The sequence below is a fragment of the Thermostichus sp. OS-CIW-29 genome, from assembly GCF_054058195.1.
In genome coordinates this window covers 150,405-168,284 of sequence record NZ_JBSSAB010000001.1, presented here as the reverse complement: position 1 = coordinate 168,284, position 17,880 = coordinate 150,405, and the positions used below count along the sequence as shown (strand labels likewise).

Annotated in this window: 16 protein-coding genes; 6 read left to right on the top strand and 10 right to left on the bottom strand. The window is 58.3% G+C overall.

The features are described 5' to 3' along the window. Nucleotides 1-45: 45 nt before the first annotated feature. The 6 genes from ACVWZJ_RS00765 to ACVWZJ_RS00740 all read right to left on the bottom strand — a co-directional run bounded on the left by ACVWZJ_RS00765 (nt 46) and on the right by ACVWZJ_RS00740 (nt 6,036). Nucleotides 46-1,581: an NADH-quinone oxidoreductase subunit M gene (locus tag ACVWZJ_RS00765; protein WP_011434415.1), complete on the bottom strand. Its 1,536-nt coding sequence runs from the start codon at nt 1,579-1,581 to the stop codon at nt 46-48. A gap of 50 nt (nt 1,582-1,631) precedes the next feature. After that, nucleotides 1,632-3,467 (bottom strand): NAD(P)H-quinone oxidoreductase subunit F, encoded by a 1,836-nt coding sequence (locus ACVWZJ_RS00760; RefSeq protein ID WP_011434414.1) that lies wholly within the window; start codon nt 3,465-3,467, stop codon nt 1,632-1,634. A 405-nt stretch (nt 3,468-3,872) separates the two neighbouring features. Then, nucleotides 3,873-4,829: an NAD(P)H-binding protein gene (locus tag ACVWZJ_RS00755; protein ID WP_011434413.1), complete on the bottom strand. Its 957-nt coding sequence runs from the start codon at nt 4,827-4,829 to the stop codon at nt 3,873-3,875. Nucleotides 4,830-4,969: 140 nt separating this feature from the next. Continuing rightward, nucleotides 4,970-5,260 carry a 4a-hydroxytetrahydrobiopterin dehydratase gene (locus tag ACVWZJ_RS00750; RefSeq protein WP_011434412.1) on the bottom strand — a complete coding sequence of 97 codons (291 nt, stop codon included), beginning with the start codon at nt 5,258-5,260 and terminating at the stop codon, nt 4,970-4,972. Nucleotides 5,261-5,338: 78 nt separating this feature from the next. Beyond that, nucleotides 5,339-5,875, bottom strand: coding sequence for a GNAT family N-acetyltransferase (locus ACVWZJ_RS00745; RefSeq protein WP_011434411.1), 537 nt, complete (start codon nt 5,873-5,875; stop codon nt 5,339-5,341). Between the two features lie 2 nt (nt 5,876-5,877). After that, nucleotides 5,878-6,036, bottom strand: a complete 159-nt coding sequence (locus tag ACVWZJ_RS00740; RefSeq protein ID WP_011434410.1) for a hypothetical protein — start codon at nt 6,034-6,036, stop codon at nt 5,878-5,880. 250 nt (nt 6,037-6,286) lie between these two features. Between ACVWZJ_RS00740 and ACVWZJ_RS00735 the strand changes: the two genes are divergently transcribed. The 6 genes from ACVWZJ_RS00735 (at nt 6,287) to ACVWZJ_RS00710 (ending at nt 13,779) form a co-directional block, all read left to right on the top strand. Continuing rightward, nucleotides 6,287-7,066, top strand: a complete 780-nt coding sequence (locus ACVWZJ_RS00735; protein ID WP_041437718.1) for a cysteine hydrolase family protein — start codon at nt 6,287-6,289, stop codon at nt 7,064-7,066. A gap of 45 nt (nt 7,067-7,111) precedes the next feature. Then, complete coding sequence (locus tag ACVWZJ_RS00730; RefSeq protein ID WP_011434408.1) at nt 7,112-7,576, top strand: cupin domain-containing protein; 465 nt, start codon at nt 7,112-7,114, stop codon at nt 7,574-7,576. Between the two features lie 568 nt (nt 7,577-8,144). Next, nucleotides 8,145-9,767: a CocE/NonD family hydrolase gene (locus ACVWZJ_RS00725; protein ID WP_187147287.1), complete on the top strand. Its 1,623-nt coding sequence runs from the start codon at nt 8,145-8,147 to the stop codon at nt 9,765-9,767. Between the two features lie 98 nt (nt 9,768-9,865). Next, entirely contained in the window at nt 9,866-10,126 is a 261-nt protein-coding gene (locus ACVWZJ_RS00720; RefSeq protein WP_011434405.1) for a DUF6761 family protein, read from the top strand. A 216-nt stretch (nt 10,127-10,342) separates the two neighbouring features. Continuing rightward, nucleotides 10,343-12,145, top strand: coding sequence for a glycosyltransferase family 39 protein (locus ACVWZJ_RS00715; RefSeq protein ID WP_238376821.1), 1,803 nt, complete (start codon nt 10,343-10,345; stop codon nt 12,143-12,145). A gap of 176 nt (nt 12,146-12,321) precedes the next feature. Beyond that, the gene (locus ACVWZJ_RS00710; protein ID WP_011434403.1) at nt 12,322-13,779 is read left to right on the top strand and encodes a circularly permuted type 2 ATP-grasp protein; all 1,458 of its coding nucleotides are present in this window, start codon (nt 12,322-12,324) and stop codon (nt 13,777-13,779) included. A gap of 21 nt (nt 13,780-13,800) precedes the next feature. Here ACVWZJ_RS00710 and ACVWZJ_RS00705 read toward each other — a convergent pair whose 3' ends face one another. From ACVWZJ_RS00705 to moaC, 4 genes are read right to left on the bottom strand one after another with little or no spacing between them, the layout of a single operon-like run. After that, the gene (locus ACVWZJ_RS00705; protein ID WP_011434402.1) at nt 13,801-14,361 is read right to left on the bottom strand and encodes a gamma carbonic anhydrase family protein; all 561 of its coding nucleotides are present in this window, start codon (nt 14,359-14,361) and stop codon (nt 13,801-13,803) included. A 16-nt stretch (nt 14,362-14,377) separates the two neighbouring features. After that, the gene (locus tag ACVWZJ_RS00700; RefSeq protein WP_011434401.1) at nt 14,378-15,382 is read right to left on the bottom strand and encodes an alpha-E domain-containing protein; all 1,005 of its coding nucleotides are present in this window, start codon (nt 15,380-15,382) and stop codon (nt 14,378-14,380) included. Then, a complete protein-coding gene (locus ACVWZJ_RS00695) occupies nt 15,376-17,286 on the bottom strand; it encodes a hypothetical protein (RefSeq protein ID WP_457393950.1) in 1,911 nt (636 codons plus the stop codon). Before ACVWZJ_RS00695 ends, ACVWZJ_RS00700 begins: the two co-directional genes overlap by 7 nt. Continuing rightward, nucleotides 17,280-17,831 (bottom strand): cyclic pyranopterin monophosphate synthase MoaC, encoded by a 552-nt coding sequence (gene moaC, locus ACVWZJ_RS00690; RefSeq protein ID WP_011434399.1) that lies wholly within the window; start codon nt 17,829-17,831, stop codon nt 17,280-17,282. The genes ACVWZJ_RS00695 and moaC overlap by 7 nt, the downstream gene beginning before the upstream one ends. Between the last annotated feature and the right edge of the window lie 49 nt (nt 17,832-17,880).

Below are 17,880 nucleotides of genomic sequence, written 5' to 3'. Positions count from 1 at the left end.
AACTCTTCAAAAGTCCTGGCTCCATAGGGGGCATCTGCTGGGATCTCAATTCCTGGGAGTTTCCCGCTTGCCTGGATCGGCTCCAGAGAGGGTGATGGGGGCAAGGTCACCGGCTGATGCCAGGATAAGCGTTTGCGCTTGAGCCACCTGGGTGGATAGGGTAAACGCCAAGGGTTGTGGCCATTTCACCAGGCTCATGGGCTGGATCCCAAACCAAACGATCAAGGCCGTCAAAATAAGCCCCGGGATCCGCTCCCAGCCATGCACGCGCGGGTAGTAGGCGGTGCGGTTGTCCAACCTGCCAAAGCAGGTGCGGTTCAGCAAAATCACAAAGTACACCGCCGTCAAGCCGGTGCCACAGATGCTGATCAAAGTGGGCAGAGGAAAATCTTGGTAGCTGCCCTGGAAGATCAAAAACTCCGCCACAAAGCCCACCAGGCCAGGGATCCCGGCGCTGGCCATCCCCCCCAAGATGAGCAGAGCACTCACCGTGGGCAAGCCCCGCAAGGGGTTGAGCAGGCCGTTGAGCACATCCAGATCGCGGGTTCCCACTTTGCGCTCCACCAAGCCCACCAAATCGAACAGCAGCGCCAAGATGAGACCATGGGAGACCATCTGCACCATCGCCCCGGTCAGGCTAATGGGGGTGGCTGCCGCCATGCCCAGCAAGATGTAGCCCATGTGGCCAATGGAGCTGTAGGCCACCATGCGCTTGATGTCTTTTTGGGCGATGGCTGCCAAAGCCCCGGACAACACGGCAATGGCTCCCCACCAGGCTAGGATCCCGCCCAGGTCGGCCCAAGCTTGGGGAAACAACTGCAGCCCAAAGCGAAACAGACCGTACGTGCCTAACTTGGAGAGGATCCCTCCCAGGAGGATGGCCACTGGCGGCGACGACTCCCCGTATGCATCAGGCAACCAGGTGTGGAAGGGGATCAGCGGCATCTTAATGCCGAAAGCCACGATCAAGGCCAACAGCGTCAAGGTCTGGGCAACAGGGCTGAGAGAGGTGATGCGGATCTCCAGCAGCTCAAAGCTATGGGGATCCCCCAGCCAGTAGATGGCCAAAAAGGCCCCCAACAGAAAGATGGCGGAAACGGCGGTGTAAATCAAAAACTTGATGGCAGCATAATCCCGCTTGGGGCTGCCCCAAATGGAGATGAGCAGGTAGATCGGGATCAGCACCAGCTCGTAAAACAAGAAGAACAAAAGCAGGTTCTGGGCAACAAAAGCCCCGTTGACCGACCCGCTCATGAACAAAATGCAGCCGTATAAGAGGTTGGGCCGCTTCACCTCTGGCTCAGCTGTCAGCACCGCAATCAGCGTGAGCAGCCCATTCAAAGCCACCATCAGCAGGGAAAACCCGTCCAGGCCCAGGGAGTAGCTCAGCCCAATTGCCGGGATCCAATCCCACCGCTGCACCCACTGCAGCCCTTCCGCTTGCAGGTCAAAGTTGGCAAACAGCAGCAGCGAGATCCCCAGCAGGATCCCGGCCAAGGCCACCGCCAGCTTTCGCCCCCCCAAGCCTAAGAACAGGAGCAGGGATCCCAAGATCGGCAACACAATCAAGGCACTCAGCATGGTCTTTTCCCTCTTTATCTAAGGACTCCGTCCCGCTACCTTGCCCAAGCCTAGAGAATCAGCCAGCCCAGCAGGGCCACCCCCACCACAATCGTCAGCACGTAGGCTTGCAACTGGCCAGAGGTGGTGTATTTCAAAACCTGTCCACCCGCCAATACCGCCAAGCTGGTCAAATTTACCAAGCCGTCTACCACATAGCGGTCGAACAAGGCTGTAACCTCAGAGATGATGCGTACCGCAAACACCACACTGGCCCGGTAGAGCTTGGGGGTGTAGAAGTCGTTGGCCAACAAATCCTGCCAGTCGGCCAAGAAGGCCCAGTCCACCGGCTGCCGCTGCGGACGCAGATACAGCCAGGCTCCCAAGGCAATGCCTGTCAAGCTGGAGCCCGTCATTACCCCAACAGGGATCCCTTCCAGAGCGGGAATCAGACCTAGTGCCGATAGGATCATGGGCATGTGCAGCGTTACCCCCATCATGGCGGTGCTGGGCAACATCATCGGCCAATGCACCTCTGGCGAGCGCTCGCTCATCTGCTGCGGTTTGCCCCCCCAAACAAGGCCAAATACCCGCGTTAGCCCCAGCGCCGTCACCGCATTGGTAACCAGCACAACTGCCGCCCACAACCCCTGCCCCGGTTGCACCAACTGCTGCCAGAGATCCGTCAGCACCCAAAAGGAGCCGAAGGGAGGCAAAGCGATGATTCCAGCCATCCCGGTCAAGAAGCACAGCCCCGAGATAGGGCGCCGCGACCACAAGCCTCCTAGATAGCGCAGATCCTGGGTAATGCTGTTCCAGATCACCATGCCCAGCGCCATCACCAACAGGGCCATCGCGGGCGCATAGGTCAGCAGCAACCCATAGGCTTGCTGGGGATGACCGGTGCCCACCGCCACAAAGATCAAGCCCATGTAGGCGCTCACCAGATAAGACAGGGCCCGCTTGGCGTCGATCTGGGCCAAGGCCACTAGGGATCCCCCCACCGCCGTCAAGCTGCCGATAGTCAGCATCACCTTCAGCACCGTTGGGGAAAGCTCGTAGAGGGGTTGCAGGCGAATCAACACCCAGGCCCCTGTGCCCACCACCACCGCATTGCGCAAGATCGTCGAGGGGATCGGCCCTTCCATCGCCTCATCCAGCCACAGGTGCAGAGGAAATTGGGCACACTTGCCTACGGGGCCGGCCAGCAACCCCAGCCCTACCAGGGCCAGCAGGGTGGGATCCACAGTGACAGATCCTGCCTGCACCGCCTCAGCCCAAGCCGCCAAATCCTCAAACTCCCAGGAGCCGGTCAGGGGATAGATGGCGATTACCCCCATCAAGAGCAACAGGTCGCCGATGCGCTTGGTTAAAAAAGCATCCCGCGCTCCCGTCACCACCAGCGATTGGTTGAACCAAAAGCCCACCAACAGGTAAGTGCCCAGGGTCAAAATCTCCAGGATCACGTAGCTGAAAAAGAGGGAGTCGCACAAAGCCAAGGCACACATCCCCCCCTCAAACAGGCCCAGCAGGGAGAAAAACCGCGCCCAGCCCCAGTCCATTTCCATGTAGCCAAAGCCGTAGATCTGGGCCACCAGGTTCAGACCCGTCACCACAGCGCAGGCCCCCAGAGTTACCGATGACACCTGCAGCGGCAGCTCTAACATTAGATCCCCCACCTGCAGCCAAGGCAACCGAATGACCTGCGCCGGCTGATCCCAAATCGCCACCAGCGCTCCCACACTGTGAAGGAAAGCCACTAAGGTCAGCAGGGCATTCAAATAACCTGCCGGACGTGGTCCCGTGCGCCGGGTGATTCCTGGGGACCAGATCAGCGCTCCCGCCCACGCCACCAAAGCGTAGAGGGGAATCAGCCATGCAGTTGTGACCAGCCCGTTCAAGCTCATAATCCTCCTTCGGCCAGGGATCTTGGCCAAACTGGAACACTTGCTGAGATCCTGTAAAAAATCTTAAGCAGCATCTTAGCTGCAAATTAGGATAGATAAAAATTGAACTTCTCGATGAGATCTATAGACAAAAGTCTATACCTTAGCAAGGGGCAACAGAGGTTACTCTCTTGTTGTCACCACCTCACTCTCTAAAGCGTAGATGGGAATAAACTCCTTGGGAACTCAGGATCCCCGGCTGCGCAGATACCGTGAATGGCTCTAGGACATCCCCGAAGTTCTGCTGCCCTACTTCCGGTCTTCGATAGGCTAACGCAAGCAGGATCCCATTCACCTCTTCATCCCAAGGCTACCATCGTAAGTCCCTGTGAAATTGCCAAGAAGATGAAGATTGAGAACAACGACCTAGAAGGGCGTTTTGACTTTAGGTTGCTTGACCTTCAGCTCGCGAATCCGTTTCAACATCTTCTGGAAATACTCCGCCAGGTAGTCCTCAAGAGAGGTCAGAGAGGCCAGTTCAATCCCCAGGGTTTCGCATACAGGCGTCATATCGGCGTGCATGGGTTCTTTGGCCGCGATCACCTCCACAAACGCCAGCCGGTCGGCAATGTTCCAGCTCCACTGAAAAAACTGCGCCACCTTGCGCGCCCCTCTCAGCAGTCCCAGCGGCATGGTGCTGACTTTGGCCTTTTTGCCGGAGAGCTGCTCGCACAAGGCAATGACTTCTCGAGCCGTCCAAGCCTTGGGCCCCACCAAGGGAAAGATTTGCTGCTTGGCAGCTTCTACAGTGAGAGCTCGCACCGCAAACCGGGCTGCATCTAGGGTGTCTAGGTAGGCCGTTGGCATGCCCTCGCCGGTTACCCAGACGATTTGTTCTTCCAAGATGGGGATGGCGTACTGGCCAATCAACCCCTGCATAAAGCCCGCTGGCCGGAAAATGGTGTAGGGCATCTGGGATCCGATCAAATACTTCTCAATGTGATGCTTGAAATTCATCAGGGGCACATTGGGATACTCGTGGTGGGCGCCCATGATGGAGAAAAAGATAAAATGCCCTACCTGGGCAGCCCGTGCCGCATTGATCAGGGCAACCTTGCCATCCCAGTCCACCTGACGGGCGCTGAGGGTGTCGGTCACCCGCACCGTAGCACAGTCGAGCACCGCCTCGATGTCTTCCATCGCGGAGTTGAGGGTGCTGGGCTGAAGCAGGTTTCCCACCTTCAGGTGAGCGCCCCATTCACTTAAGAAAGCAGCCTTTGCCGGATTTCGCACCAGACAGGTAACTTGGTGTCCCTCTTCGATGGCTCGGCGTACCACTTGACGGCCCAGCGTTCCCGTCGCCCCCACAACCAGCACGTTCATAAAATTATCATTTCTTAACCTTAGGCTTAGTCTATCAGACCAGCGCAACTCCCGACACAACCTTAGAGGCAGCAACAAACCAATGGGGATCCTCTGCCAAGCCGGCTTTGAGGGATCCCCAAAGTTGGGTACTGAAGCGTCTAGCTGGCCAGCTCGTTCATGCGTTGCGCCAGGGTAAAGTCCAGTTCTGTAATGCCCCCGGCATCGTGGGTGGTGAGATCCACCCGCACGCGGTTGTAGACATTGCTCCATTCGGGGTGGTGCCCCATGCTTTCGGCCACCAAGGCCACACTGCTCATCCAGCCAAAGGCTTCGACAAAGGAACCAAACTGAAATTGGCGATGCAGCTTTCCCTCCCGCAAAGACCAGCCCGGCAGTTTCTCCAGCTTGGCCTGGATCTCGGCTTCACTTAGCTTGACGGGTCTGGACATGGGCGTTCCCTCCGGTCGATGCCATCGTTTTCATCACGCTTTCATCAAAGGAGCAACTGAGAGCGGATCCCGGCTTATTCACAAAACTTCATGACCTTTGTATTCATGCTCTTCTACATGCGCGTCTATGGGCGCGGGGCTGAGCGGCTTGTACAACCAGTAGCCTTGTACAGCAAAGTGAGCCTGCTGATAGAAATGGAGGGCGGCTTGGTTGTGATGGTAAACCTGCAGGGTAATGGCCGCCAGCTGCTGCTGAGATCCCCAGCGTTCCACCTGTTGCATCAAAGCTCTGCCCAGGCCCTGCCGGCGATGGGCGGGATCCACCCAGAGCAGAAAAATGTAGGCTACCCGCCGATGGGTGGCTTGATCGGTGGAGATGCCGGCCCAAACACAGCCCACCGGCTCTGCAGTTTCTTCTTTCAAGATCCACCAGCAGGGGGTGCGGGGTGGGTCGAAGAGGCGATCCAGCGTCTCTTCTAGGTGATCCCAGTTGCTTTGCTCTGGAAAAGATTCCTGCAACGTGGCCTGCAATCCTCGTCGCACCCAGGGCCGATCCCAGGCTGAACCGATGCGCCAACGATAACCCACAGGCAGAGGGATCCCTTGTTCAGCCATCCTCAGGCATTTGCAGAAAGGGCCACAGGCGTCGCTTCTTCTAGAGGGGCAGGCTGGGCCATATCCTCCGGCAGAAACGAGCGAATGCTCACCACCACCAGGGTAAACAGAAACACCAGCAGGATGAGAGCGGGAAAGATATATTGCCGCAGGATGCTCATGCTTCTACATAATCATTTCAAGTTTCTACAGCATAGCGTGCAGGGAGGGATCCCTGGGTACCCTTTCGGATCATCCTCATCTCAATCCCTATCAACTGACCCTGGGGGATCCCATGCGTTAATAAGGTGAGAAAGTGTAGCCTATGATTCCAAAGTCAGGTCAGCTGTGCATTAAGGTCGAGCGTAGTTGTGGGTCATCACTCAACTGCCCAACCTGATCCCACTGCTGCGCGACGCGAGCGGAGAATCCATGAGCACCCCCAATCGCCCCTTGAAGACCCTTGGGATCCCTCCCAATGCCTGGGCTGTGAATGCCGAAATGGCCGACCTCACCCGTCCGCCCTTGGATCCCCGGCCCATCCTGCTACCCACCTCCAGCAAAACCCTGCGCTTGGATCTGGCCAAAGCGGCGTTGTTGGTGATCGACATGCAAAACGACTTTTGTCATCCCGACGGTTGGCTGGCCAGCATTGGCGTCGATGTTACACCTGCACGGGCTCCCATCGGCCCTCTAAAAGCCCTGCTGCCCCGCCTGCGACAAGCTCAAGTGCCGATTGTGTGGGTGAACTGGGGCAATCGCCCTGACTTGCTCAACATCAGCGCCGGCTTGCGACATGTGTACAACCCCACCGGAGAGGGAGTAGGGCTGGGGGATCCCTTGCCTAAGAACGGGTCTTTGGTCCTCACGCGGGGCAGTTGGGGCGCTGCTGTGGTGGAGGAACTGGAGGTCAAGCCCGAGGATATCTGGGTGGATAAGTTCCGCATGAGCGGCTTTTGGGATACCCCTCTCGATAGCATTCTCAGAAACCTGGGGCGCACCACCCTCTTTTTTGCCGGCGTGAACATCGACCAGTGCGTCATGACCACGCTGCAAGATGCCAATTTCCTCGGCTACGACTGCATTTTGCTGGAAGACTGCGCCGCCACCACCTCTCCTGAATACTGTTTGCTAGCTACCCTCTACAACGTCAAGCAGTGCTTTGGCTTTGTCGCCTCCTCCTCAGATTTGCTCGCGGCTCTCCCCTGTTAGCACTTGCCCACTATTCACCCCTCATCTCTTGAGCGGAGGATCCGGATGCAAACGCTTTCCCGCTGCGTGATTCCAATTGTTAAAACCCCTGCCGATTATCAGGCTTTTCGCATCAGCCCCCACGATACCAATCGCCTGGCCATCGTGTTCGATCCTTCTCATGCTCAGATTTCTCTAACCTTTTGTGTGGAGATCTTCGATGAGGGAGGCAAAACCCCTCCAAATCGCCATCAAATGGCTGTGGAAATGTTTTTTGTTCTCAAGGGGGAAGGCCTGGCCATTTGCGATGGAAAAGCGGCCCCCATCAAAACTGGAGATAGCATTCTGGTACCGCCGACCGGTGTACATGAAATCCACAATACCGGCCCAGGCCGCCTCTACGCCCTCTGCTTCATGGTGCCCAACGAAGATTTTGCCGAGCTCATCCGCTCCGGCACTCCTGCGGACTTGGATGAGGAGGATTTGCAGGTGCTGTCGGGGGGCTGGAGAAGGGCATTTGCTGAGGCTTAGGCCTCAATGGCTCTGGGAGCTGTAGAGGTTGGAAGTCAGGGGTACTGATACATTCACGCTGAACTCTCCTGAACATGGTTCAGGAAAGAAGCGATCGCATCCTGCCTATCTCTGAGCAGGAAGGCGGTATCCCGCAAAGCCCTGAGGAATACCCCCCGAGCGCTTTCCCCCTTCACTTCCCGGCAACCGTTGCGGTGGACTCAAGGATCAGGGGGAAACTTGGTCTACTATATCCCTCTCAATGACTTTTGCCAAACCGCCTAAAGCTCAGTAAATTCAGCAAAGTTCAGGGTTTTGGGGGTTAGAGGCATGCTCCGACAAATCTTTTCCCAGGGTCTCTGTTTCCATAAATCCATAAAAGCCATAAAAGAGGGGTCTGGAGGGGGCTGCGTTTGCGCCAGCAGGCCGGAGATCAAGGGCAATACCAGGGAAGGGGCTCAAACTCTGGTGGGAGTTTCTCCCTCTCATAAGGGCTTCTGTTTTATCTTAGGAAGAATCCACCCAGGGATCCCTTAGGTTGTCCTTGGTTGGTATCCCTTTGGCAAGATCCGCTAGCCCAACCCAGGCCATGTTGCCCGTTCGCCCCCGCGAAACTGTTTCCATGTTCACCCGCGACGGGATCCAACTGGACGCGGATGTCTATCGCCCGCAAGGGGAGGGGAGCTACCCGGTTTTGCTGATGCGGCAGCCCTATGGGCGGGCCATTGCCTCGACGGTGGTGTATGCCCATCCCAGGTGGTATGCGGCCCAGGGGTACATTGTGGTCATCCAGGATGTGCGCGGACGGGGAACTTCCAAGGGATCCTTCTACCCTTTCCGCCATGAGGTGGAAGACGGGTTTGACGCCGTCAATTGGGCGGCTGCCTTGCCGGGGAGCAACGGCGTAGTGGGCATGTACGGCTTCTCTTATCAGGGCATGACCCAGCTGTATGCGGCTTCTACCCGTCCCAGCGCCTTGAAGGCCATCTGCCCGGCGATGCTGCCTTACGATCTCTATGCCGATGCCGCTTACCCAGGGGGGGCCTTTGCCTTCTACAACAACCTCAGTTGGGCCTTGCAACTGGAGACCGAAGGGGCGCGTCTCAGGGGGGATGCCAATGCCTACCAAGCGCTTTTGAAAGCTGCCCGCAATCTCCCCCTCTACGACCCTATCCCCCTCAAGCCGGGGGTGTTGCAGCAGTATGCCCCCCAATCCTATTACTTCGACTGGCTGGAGCACAGCGAGCCGGATGAATACTGGCGCAAGCTCTCTCCCCGTCTAGAGGTGGTGGATCTGCCGATGCTACACATTGCCGGCTGGTTTGACAGCTACCTGAGTGGTAGCCTGCGCCTCTACAAGGAAATGAGCGCCCGCAGCCAGAACCCTCAATACCTGATCATCGGCCCTTGGATCCATCTCCCTTGGGGGCGCAAAGTGGGGGCGTTGGACTTTGGCCCAGAGGCTGTCAGCCCCATCGATCGGCTGCAGGTGCGCTGGTTTGACCAGTTCCTCAAAGGCAAAGATACAGGGATCCTCCAGGAGCCGCCGGTACGCCTGTTCGAGATGGGATCCAACCGCTGGCGCGGCTTTGATGCTTGGCCTACCCCTGAGCCAAAAGCTTTTTACCTACACAGCACCGGCTTGGCTGCCCTTTCAGAAGCAGAGGGATCCCTTCGCCCTGAACCCTCGCCGACGCAACAATCGGATACCTTTGTTCACGATCCCTGGCGACCGGTGCCGGCCTTGGGGGGCCACCTAGTTCAGCCTGCCGGGCCGCAAGAGCGCTCCGCCCTCGACTGCCGCACCGATGTCCTGACCTATACCACTCCGCCGCTGCAAGCCGAGCTGGTTCTGGTCGGGGACATTGCTGTGGAGGTGTACGCGGAGGCCGACAGCCCCAGTTTCGATCTTTGCGCTGTGCTCTCGGTGGTAAGGCCCGATGGGCAGGTGTATAACTTTTCCCAAGGCTATTGTCGCCTACGGGATCCCCAGCCTGGTACCCCCATTCTGATTCCCTGTCAGCCCACCTGTATTCGCATTCCTTGCGGTCATGCTCTGCGCCTCAGCCTTAGCGCGGCTTGTTTTCCGGCCTATCCTGTCAACACAGGCACGGGAATGCGGGAAGAGCGGCTGATTGAGGCCCGCATTCTCACCATCACTCTCCACAGCGGCGGCGAGACGTCTTCGCGGCTGCACCTGCCCATGGCTTGAAGCCAAGAAGAGACCAAGCTTCGGGATCCCGTTCGCAATCCCCGCTTACAAAGAGACACCAAACGTTAGGATAGAAACAGGCAGGGCAAGGGAACACCATGTTGCAAGACCCAAAGTTGATCCGGCACTATCAGGCTTTGACCGATGCTCTGGTGGATACCTGGCAGCGGGGCTACCGGCGCACCGATGAGCTACGTCTGCTGGTGGATGGCTACCTGCTGGCCTTGCGAACTGGCAAACAATTGGAGCCCTTCGAGATCTATCGCATTGAGGACGAGGTCAACCGCTTCCTCTACGATCCGTCCAACTTCATAGATCCGGAATTGGAGCCAGAGGCGGAGCCGATGCGGGGTTATTGATTTTGTGAATCCCTGTTGGCGATCCCTAGAACAGGTGGGGCAAAGTTTTGATTCCAACCTTTTCTGATCTCTCCTCGCCCCTTGGGAGAAAGACTAGGGGGGAGGGCGCTGACTGAGTTCTGGTTTTGTCGAGCATCTTGCGCCTGGTAGGCTGAGAGGGATCGATTCGTTCCTGATTCCAGTCGTATCGGTTCTATGGCGGTTTGGGATAGGGTGATGACCTCCCGGCATCTGCCCCTGCTGGGATCCGGCTTGGGCTTGGGGGTAGCCCTGATCCTCTGGTACGGGGTGTTTGGCTACCACGTGCTGCAGATTGGCCTCTGGCTGCTGAGCATCCTGCTGGTGGGGTTGTATTGGGCGCAGTTTTCCCCGGCTCAACCCCCTTGGGATCCGACGCGGCTGCGCTGGCAACAGGAGCTGTTGCACCTGGGGCTGTTGGTGTTGGTCTTTGCCCCGATCTACCTCTGCGACCTGCCCAACATCCCTTTTCAGATCAATACTGACGAGATTGTGATCACCTCCATGGCCCGTCGCGCCTCAGGGGTGCGCTATCCCGATATCTTTGGGCTGATGCCGGAGTATTTCTATTTCCCCCGCTTCATGTTCAGCCTCTTCGGCGGCCTGACGCGGCTGATGGGGGGAGTCACGCTGCTCAATGTGCGCACGGTACATGCCGCCTTCGGGGTCGTCACCATTCTGGTGGCCTACGGGTTTTTTCGGGCATTTTGGGGATCCCGGCTGGCTTTGGCGGGGGCAGCCCTCTTGGGATCCAACCACGCCTTGCTGGGCATCAGCCGCATGGCCATGCGGGAAAACCTGATTGTGCTGGTAGAGTGTGCGGCCCTGGCCTTGCTCCTCAAGGGCGTGCGGGAAAAAAATCCCCTGTTGCTCTATCTGGGGGGAGGAGCGGCGGCTTTCTCCCTCTACGGCTATTTGCCGGGGCGGGTGGTGATCCTGCTGGGGTTGCTGTTTGGAGTTCTGTACCTGCTCCTGGGCCGGGAGGATCTCCGAGGAGAAAACAAGCAAGCTAATCCCCTCTGGGTCCTGGCTAAGCTGACGGTGCCCGCGGCGCTGGGCTTTTTTCTGGTGGCTGGGCCCATTCTGGTGGCCACGGTCACAGCACCTGCGGTGAGCGCCGAGTACTCTCGCCAACAATTTCTCTTTTTCCCGGAAGGGCGGGCGTTACAACAGATGTGGGTGAATGCGGCTACGCCAGAGGAGGCGGTCTGGCGCAACATCTTCAACGGCCTCAGCATGTTCAACGACCCCGGCCAGCACGACCGCGGCTACATCTATCCCAACTACGGCCATGCTTTTGTGGATCCCTTGACGGGGGCTTTGATCTGGCTGGGGCTGGGATCCGGCCTCTACCGCCTTTTCAAGAAGCGCAGCCAACCCCACGACTGGCTGTGTATCGGCAGTTTCCTGTTTCTTTACCTGCTGTTTAGCTTGGCCATCACCAAAGCCCCCAACTACACCCGCCTGCTGGTCATTCTGCCCTTTGTAGCCTATCTAACCTTGGAAGGGATCCAAGTGCTGGCAGGTCTCCTGGAACGCTGGGGATCCCGGGCCGGGAGTTGGCTGCCGGCGGCGGCGATGGCGGGGGCAATCCTGCTGATTGGGGGGTGGAACCTGGCCATTTTTGGAGACTTTGTCCACAAAGGCTGGACGCAGGGCAACGATGTGGGGGCTACCGGGCGCTATGTGGCAGCTCGCCAAGGGGATCCCGACTACCGCTTCTATCTGGCCGCCAGCACTGCCTACCCCTATTTCGGCTGGGGGGAACCCCACTATTGGCAAAGCTGGATCCAATTTTTTGCCGGACGGGAACAAAAGGTAGCGGTGTTTTCCCCTGAGGTGTTGCCCATCCAGGCGCTGGAGCCACCGTTTACCCTGTTCATGAACGAGTGGGTATGGGATCAGCAGGGGGCAGAGCTGCAACGGCGCTTTCCCAAGGGGCAGTTGCATCGGATCCCTGCCGAGCGGGGGCTATGGGCCTTTGAGGTGGTGGATCCCTAGAGCTCCCCCCTGGTTTGGCCAACCCACTGTTCGCGGGACGGAGTCCTTTCGCGTCAGCGGGACGGAGTCCTTTCTTTTTACCAGGCTAAAAGTAGCTGAAAGCACACTATGCAGATCCAGAGCCGCCAACAGTAGAAGAAGTAGAAGAAGATGATAGCGTTCCAGGGATCCCAGACGTGCGTTTTGATGCCTACGACCCGGGCGAGGGGTTTTACGACGAGCTGTTTTTGGGGCGTAACCAGCCCCGTCCTGAGGCGATCCCGCTGATTGAGCGCATTCATTCTCTGGAAGAAGGGGAACTGCAGCAGCGGCAAGCGGCAGCACAGGCGGCCCTCTTTCAGATGGGGGTGACCTTCAACGTCTATGGCGATAGCCAGGGCACGGAGCGAATTTTCCCCTTTGACATCATTCCCCGCATCGTCTCGGCTTCCGAGTGGCAGCGGCTGGAGAAGGGTCTCAAGCAGCGCATCCACGCCCTCAACCTGTTCATCGACGATGTCTATCACGACCAGAAGATCCTTAAGGATGGGGTGATCCCTGCCGAGCTGATCGAAACGGCCAAGGGATTTCTGCGGCCCTGTGTGGGGCTCAACCCGCCGGGGAGAATTTGGTGCCACGTCACCGGCACCGACCTGGTGCGGGATCGGGACGGGACTTGGTACGTGTTGGAAGATAACCTGCGCTGTCCGTCGGGAATCTCTTATGTGCTGGAAAATCGGCGGGTGATGAAAAGCACCTTTCCCTCCCTGTTCAACACCATGGGGATCCGCCCGGTGGACGACTACCCTAGCCATTTGTTGGATACTCTGCTTAACCTGGTGCCGCACCTAGCCAACCCAACGGTGGTGGTGCTCACCCCCGGCATCTACAACTCCGCCTACTTCGAGCATTCTTTCCTCGCCCAGCAGATGGGGGTGGAGCTGGTGGAAGGGCGGGATCTGGTGGTGGCCGATGGCTATTTGCAAATGCGCACCACCAAAGGGCTGCAGCGGGTGGATGTGATCTACCGCCGCATCGACGATGACTTCATCGATCCCCTTGCTTTTCGCCCTGATTCCCTCTTGGGGGTACCCGGCCTGTTTGAGGTCTACCGGTCGGGGCGGCTGGCGATTGCCAACGCTTTGGGAACAGGGGTGGCGGACGACAAGGTGATCTACGCCTATGTGCCCCAGATGATCCGCTACTATCTGGGAGAGGAAGCCATTTTGCCCAACGTGCCCACCTACCTCTGCTGGGATCCCAAGGATCAGGCGTATGTGCTGGAGAACCTCGACAAGCTGGTGGTGAAGGCAGCCAACGAGTCAGGCGGCTATGGCATGCTGATGGGATCCCAGGCCACACCGGAAGAGCGGTCTGCTTTTGCCGAGAAAATCCGCGCCCAGCCGCGCAACTACATCGCCCAACCCACCCTGTGCCTTTCTCGCGTGCCCACCTTGGTGGATCGGGGAGAAGGCCCCTGTCTGGAGCCCTGTCATGTGGACTTGCGGCCCTACATCCTCTATGGCAAGGACATTTATGTTCACCCAGGGGGGCTGACCCGCGTCGCCCTCAAGAAGGGATCTCTGGTGGTGAACTCCTCCCAGGGGGGCGGCAGCAAAGATACCTGGGTGCTCTGCGCGGATCCCGGCTGTTGAGAGACGGCTTGCAAAATAGGTTCAGAGCCGCTCGCCCGAACCTCTGCTCCACCGGCCAAAGCGGCTGGCATGCTGAAGCGCCAAATCCACGTAGTGCTGGGCGTGAAGGCGCAGTTGCTTGACCTCTTCCTCGGTGAGGGTGCGGATAACCTTGGCCGGGATCCCCGCCGCCAAAGAGTGGGGTGGCACAGACCGGGTGACCACCGCTCCAGCTCCCACCATGCTGCCTGCCCCGATGGTGACCCCGTTCAAGATAATGGCCCCAATCCCGATCAGACATCCCCCCTCGATGTGGGCACTGTGGATGACCGCTCGATGGCCTACGGTCACTTCCTCGCCAACCAGGGTCGGCTGTCCGGGATCCCCGTGCAGGATGGCTCCATCTTGGATGTTGCTGCGGCGGCCAATCACAATGGGCGAGAGATCCCCGCGCAGGATAGCCCCGTACCAGATGCTCACCGCTTCCGAAAGATGGACATCGCCGATCAGTATGGCATTGGCGGCAATAAAGGCTGCCTCATCTACTCCCGTCGGCTGCCGATCCAGCCCAATTGGCCAGGTGTCCTGTTTTTCTCGTTGCATTCAGAGTCGAGGCCGTTCATGTCAGTTGGGCTTGACGTTGAGAGAGTAGAGAGGATTCAGACGGTTGCAAGGGGCGAGTGGCAAAGAAAGTTTCGTAGATGCAATCGCCAACGTGGTTCATTTGTAGCTGCAATTTGTCGAGAAACTCATGTAAGCCCTGCTCCATAATGTCGTCGATGGTCAGGTAGTCCAGCTCAGAACGCAGGCGGCCCAAAGCTCGCTCGCTGGGATCCCGCCAGGTATCGGCTGGGGTGCCGGTGATCTGGTGCAGGGATCGATCCGCATGAATAAGACAAAACTGAATGGAGCGGGGAAATTGCCGATCCAAAATCAGGAAAGAGGCCACCTCCCTGGGATTGATGCGGTGCTGGCGGCTGTATTTCCGGTACATTTCATAAGCACTGGCCGACTTCAGCAAGGCGATCCACTGCAGCTCATCCAAAGCCGTACCCACATACTGCAGAGAGGGCAGCAAGATAAAATACTTAACGTCCAAAATGCGCGCCGTTTTGTCTGCCCGCTCCAAAAGACGGCCAATCTGGCCAAAATGCCATCCTTCCCCATGGGTCATGGTGGCATCCATCACCCCGGCGAATAGGTGACTGGCCAGCTTCACTTCCGTGAAAAAATCGTGGAGCTGACTCAGGTGGGGGCCTTGCTGAGCCGCTTCTTTGACCATCAAATAAAAGCGGTTGACCCGCTCCCACATTTCTGAAGAAATGACCTCCCGCACAGAACGGGCATTTTCCCGCGCCAGCCGCAAACAGGAAAGGATGGAGTTGGGGTAATCCCTATCAAAAGCCAGGAACTGGATGACCGTTTCTTGGGTTGCCTGGCCATAGCGTTGGTAAAACAGCTCCTGATCCCCGGTGGTGTAGACGATGGGATCCCACTGCTGAGCGGGACCGCTGGGCAAGTCTAGGATGAGGTTGAGATTGACATCGATGAAGCGGGCGATGTTCTCGGCGCGCTCCACGTAGCGGTTGAGCCAGTAGATGGAATCGGCCACGCGACTCAGCATGCTGTTACCTCCTCTGGAGTTTCTTGTCTCCGCGCTCCGTTCAAATTCAATAAACGAAGCAGCCGCCGCAGCTTCACCAGCAGCACCCCCGTCAGGCCGGTCAAGATCCACCCCATCCACTCGGCTGCAGTACCCAGATAGCGCACCTGCACGCGATGATCCCCCGGTGGGATCCGCACCTGCAACAGCCCCACTCCGCTGTGCTCAGCAGACGTGAGGCGACCATCCACCTGTACCCACCAAGCAGGGTAGTAAAAAGTGCGCAGGACTACCCATTGATCCTGATCGGTGGGGTTAACGGCCCGAAAACGACGGTAGCCATAGCGCCACTGCTCCACTTCCAACAGTGGCTCCAGATCGCTTTGTTCTCGTCCAAAGTTCACCATGTCGCCTTGCCACCGCAGCAGCGGATCCACCTCTGGGGGCGGCATGGGCAGCGTTGCCTGGCGAGGTCGGTACTCCAGCACATCCACCAGCGCCAGCCCGTCGGGAAAGCGCCAGTGCATGTGGAGAAAAGCAATGCCCGGTCGCTCCTGGGGCTCGTTGGGAAATGGCTTGGCGGCAGACAGCTCTTGAAAAGTCTGGATGGTTTGCGGGTCAAACCAGGCTCTGGACAAGACCTGCCAGCCCTGCCAGCTTTGTATCCCCATTGCCAGACCTATCCCCACAATCAAGAGGATCCTCCAGCCCTTTTGCCCCCACCCCCAGGCGGCCAGGGATCCCAACAGCCAGGGCACCGTTACTGATGTCACCGCCATCCAGCGCCAAGAAAACTGAATGCGGCGCAGGGGCAAAACCCACTCGTAGAGCCAACCCAGCAGATCCGTCATCATCAGCAAGGCCACCAAGCTGGCCCCCAAGCTGTAGAGCAGGATGGCTTTGGCCAGGGGAGCATGGGATCCCAAGGCATCAAAGGACTCCGTCTCGCCAGCACGAACGGAATGGATCGGGGTCATCCCCCTTGTCCTGCGGGCCAGCCATTCCCAGAAAACCAGGATCCCAGCACCCAAGACAACGGCCACCATCCAGATCCAGTACCCCACCAGGCCGCTTTCAAACCAGTGCTGCGTCAGTTGCGGCTGGAGCCGGGTTAGCCCACTCAGCATCAGGCGATGTTGGGGCATGTACTCTTCGACAAAATTCACCAACTCCACCTGGATGAGGCGCTGATCCCAAAAGGCTGGCAGCAGATAAAACGCCGTCCACCCCAGCCCCAGCCCAAACCCCAAGTAGCAGCGCCCCACCCTGGGCCAGAGGGGATCCCGACGGCTCAGCACCCACGGCAGGGGCAGCCAAGTTAGCGTAAAGACCAGCAAAGTGGGCAAGTGAGATAGGGCCAACAGGCCGTAGCTAATGGCTAAGGCCACAATCGGCCAAAGGGACTGGGGCCGGCAGATCACCTGGACTGAGGCCCAGAAAATCCAGGGAGAGACAGCAATGGCCCACACTTCCCCCATTGCCCCCCGTTGGTAAATATCCACCAGCCAATAGGGGCCGGCCATACCCGCCAGAGCCAAAACCAGAGCCCAAGCCCAGGGGATGAGTTGCCGGAGAAGGGCATACAGCCCTGCGCCAAAGACTGCCATCGCCAAGCCCATGCTGGCCACCAAAGAGGTGGGCATGTCCAGCTCCAGCAGGCGAAACGGCAGAGGGGCCACCATGCACAGAGGGGGGTAAAAGGCAAAGGTGGGATTGCCGTAGCCGAAGTTGGAATACTCCAGCCAGCGGGGGTAAAACTGCCCGCCGAAAAACTGTCGTTGATACTGAAAGGCCCAACTGAGGTTGAAGTGAGTGGAGTGAGTCATGGGATAGCCCTGGCGCAGCATGGGCCAGAGCAGCACCCCAATGCCCACCAACAACCCTAGCCCAACACCCCTCTCTGGTTGTTGCAAAGCTTTCAGCATTTCTCGGCGTTATCCCGATCCTCTGCCTCGAAAGGCCCAGACTTCCCCCCATACTTGCGCAGCAGCCGGATGTGTTCGATCACCATCGTCTTCTCCAAGGCCTTGGCCATGTCGTATAGGGTGAGGGCAGCCACGGAAACAGCCGTCAGAGCCTCCATCTCCACCCCTGTTTGGGCGTTGGTTTTTACTGTAGCGGTGATCAGAAAGCCGGGCAGATGGGGATCCGGATTCAGATCCACGGTGACGCTGCTCAAGGGGAGAGGATGACACAGCGGGATCAGATCGGCGGTGCGCTTGGCAGCCATGATCCCGGCCAGCCGGGCTGTTTCCACCACATTCCCTTTGGGCCCTTGACCGGCCAGAATAGCCTGCAAAGTCGTTTCTGACATGCGTACCTGTCCTTGGGCAGTGGCCAAGCGGGCAACCATGGGCTTGTGTCCCACTTCCACCATTTGTGCTCGGCCAGAGGCGTCCAGGTGGGTGAGGGCTTGCCCAACAAAGGACTCTGTCCTGCTGGCGCGACTAGAACTCGAATCCGATGGCACCCCGGCCTCCCACAATCCTTGAGAGCTGAAGAGTTGGCTTAGGCTCCGA

What these genes read in the sequence shown, in the direction of transcription:
- ACVWZJ_RS00765 (WP_011434415.1), bottom strand. Translation starts at nt 1,581, where the DNA reads ATGCTGAGTGCCTTGATTGTGTTGCCGATCTTGGGATCCCTGCTCCTG.
- ACVWZJ_RS00760 (WP_011434414.1), bottom strand. Translation starts at nt 3,467, where the DNA reads ATGAGCTTGAACGGGCTGGTCACAACTGCATGGCTGATTCCCCTCTAC.
- ACVWZJ_RS00755 (WP_011434413.1), bottom strand. Translation starts at nt 4,829, where the DNA reads ATGAACGTGCTGGTTGTGGGGGCGACGGGAACGCTGGGCCGTCAAGTG.
- ACVWZJ_RS00750 (WP_011434412.1), bottom strand. Translation starts at nt 5,260, where the DNA reads ATGTCCAGACCCGTCAAGCTAAGTGAAGCCGAGATCCAGGCCAAGCTG.
- ACVWZJ_RS00745 (WP_011434411.1), bottom strand. Translation starts at nt 5,875, where the DNA reads ATGGCTGAACAAGGGATCCCTCTGCCTGTGGGTTATCGTTGGCGCATC.
- ACVWZJ_RS00740 (WP_011434410.1), bottom strand. Translation starts at nt 6,036, where the DNA reads ATGAGCATCCTGCGGCAATATATCTTTCCCGCTCTCATCCTGCTGGTG.
- ACVWZJ_RS00735 (WP_041437718.1), top strand. Translation starts at nt 6,287, where the DNA reads ATGAGCACCCCCAATCGCCCCTTGAAGACCCTTGGGATCCCTCCCAAT.
- ACVWZJ_RS00730 (WP_011434408.1), top strand. Translation starts at nt 7,112, where the DNA reads ATGCAAACGCTTTCCCGCTGCGTGATTCCAATTGTTAAAACCCCTGCC.
- ACVWZJ_RS00725 (WP_187147287.1), top strand. Translation starts at nt 8,145, where the DNA reads ATGTTGCCCGTTCGCCCCCGCGAAACTGTTTCCATGTTCACCCGCGAC.
- ACVWZJ_RS00720 (WP_011434405.1), top strand. Translation starts at nt 9,866, where the DNA reads ATGTTGCAAGACCCAAAGTTGATCCGGCACTATCAGGCTTTGACCGAT.
- ACVWZJ_RS00715 (WP_238376821.1), top strand. Translation starts at nt 10,343, where the DNA reads ATGACCTCCCGGCATCTGCCCCTGCTGGGATCCGGCTTGGGCTTGGGG.
- ACVWZJ_RS00705 (WP_011434402.1), bottom strand. Translation starts at nt 14,361, where the DNA reads ATGCAACGAGAAAAACAGGACACCTGGCCAATTGGGCTGGATCGGCAG.
- ACVWZJ_RS00700 (WP_011434401.1), bottom strand. Translation starts at nt 15,382, where the DNA reads ATGCTGAGTCGCGTGGCCGATTCCATCTACTGGCTCAACCGCTACGTG.
- ACVWZJ_RS00695 (WP_457393950.1), bottom strand. Translation starts at nt 17,286, where the DNA reads ATGCTGAAAGCTTTGCAACAACCAGAGAGGGGTGTTGGGCTAGGGTTG.